This window comes from Alkalimonas delamerensis (assembly GCF_030717955.1).
Classification (GTDB): Bacteria; Pseudomonadota; Gammaproteobacteria; order Enterobacterales; family Alteromonadaceae; genus Alkalimonas; species Alkalimonas delamerensis.
Map to the genome: position 1 here is coordinate 1 of NZ_JAUZVY010000014.1, position 438 is coordinate 438.

General features: G+C 48.4%; 1 rRNA gene. It reads left to right on the forward strand.

Annotated features, from left to right (window positions below):
- Positions 1 to 438, forward strand: a 23S ribosomal RNA gene (locus Q3O59_RS15855); the annotation flags it as partial.

The following is a 438-nucleotide window of genomic DNA, read 5'->3' on the forward strand; positions in this document are numbered from 1 at the left end:
TTTAAGTGAAAACGAGTAGGACGGGACACGTGATATCCTGTTTGAACATGGGGGGACCATCCTCCAAGGCTAAATACTCCTGACTGACCGATAGTGAACCAGTACCGTGAGGGAAAGGCGAAAAGAACCCCTGTAAGGGGAGTGAAATAGAACCTGAAACCGTGTACGTACAAGCAGTGGGAGCACCTTTATGGTGTGACTGCGTACCTTTTGTATAATGGGTCAGCGACTTACATTCTGTAGCGAGGTTAACCGAATAGGGGAGCCGTAGGGAAACCGAGTCTTAACTGGGCGAACAGTTGCAGGGTGTAGACCCGAAACCGGGCGATCTATCCATGAGCAGGTTGAAGATTGAGTAACATCAATTGGAGGACCGAACCCACTAATGTTGAAAAATTAGGGGATGACTTGTGGATCGGAGTGAAAGGCTAATCAAGC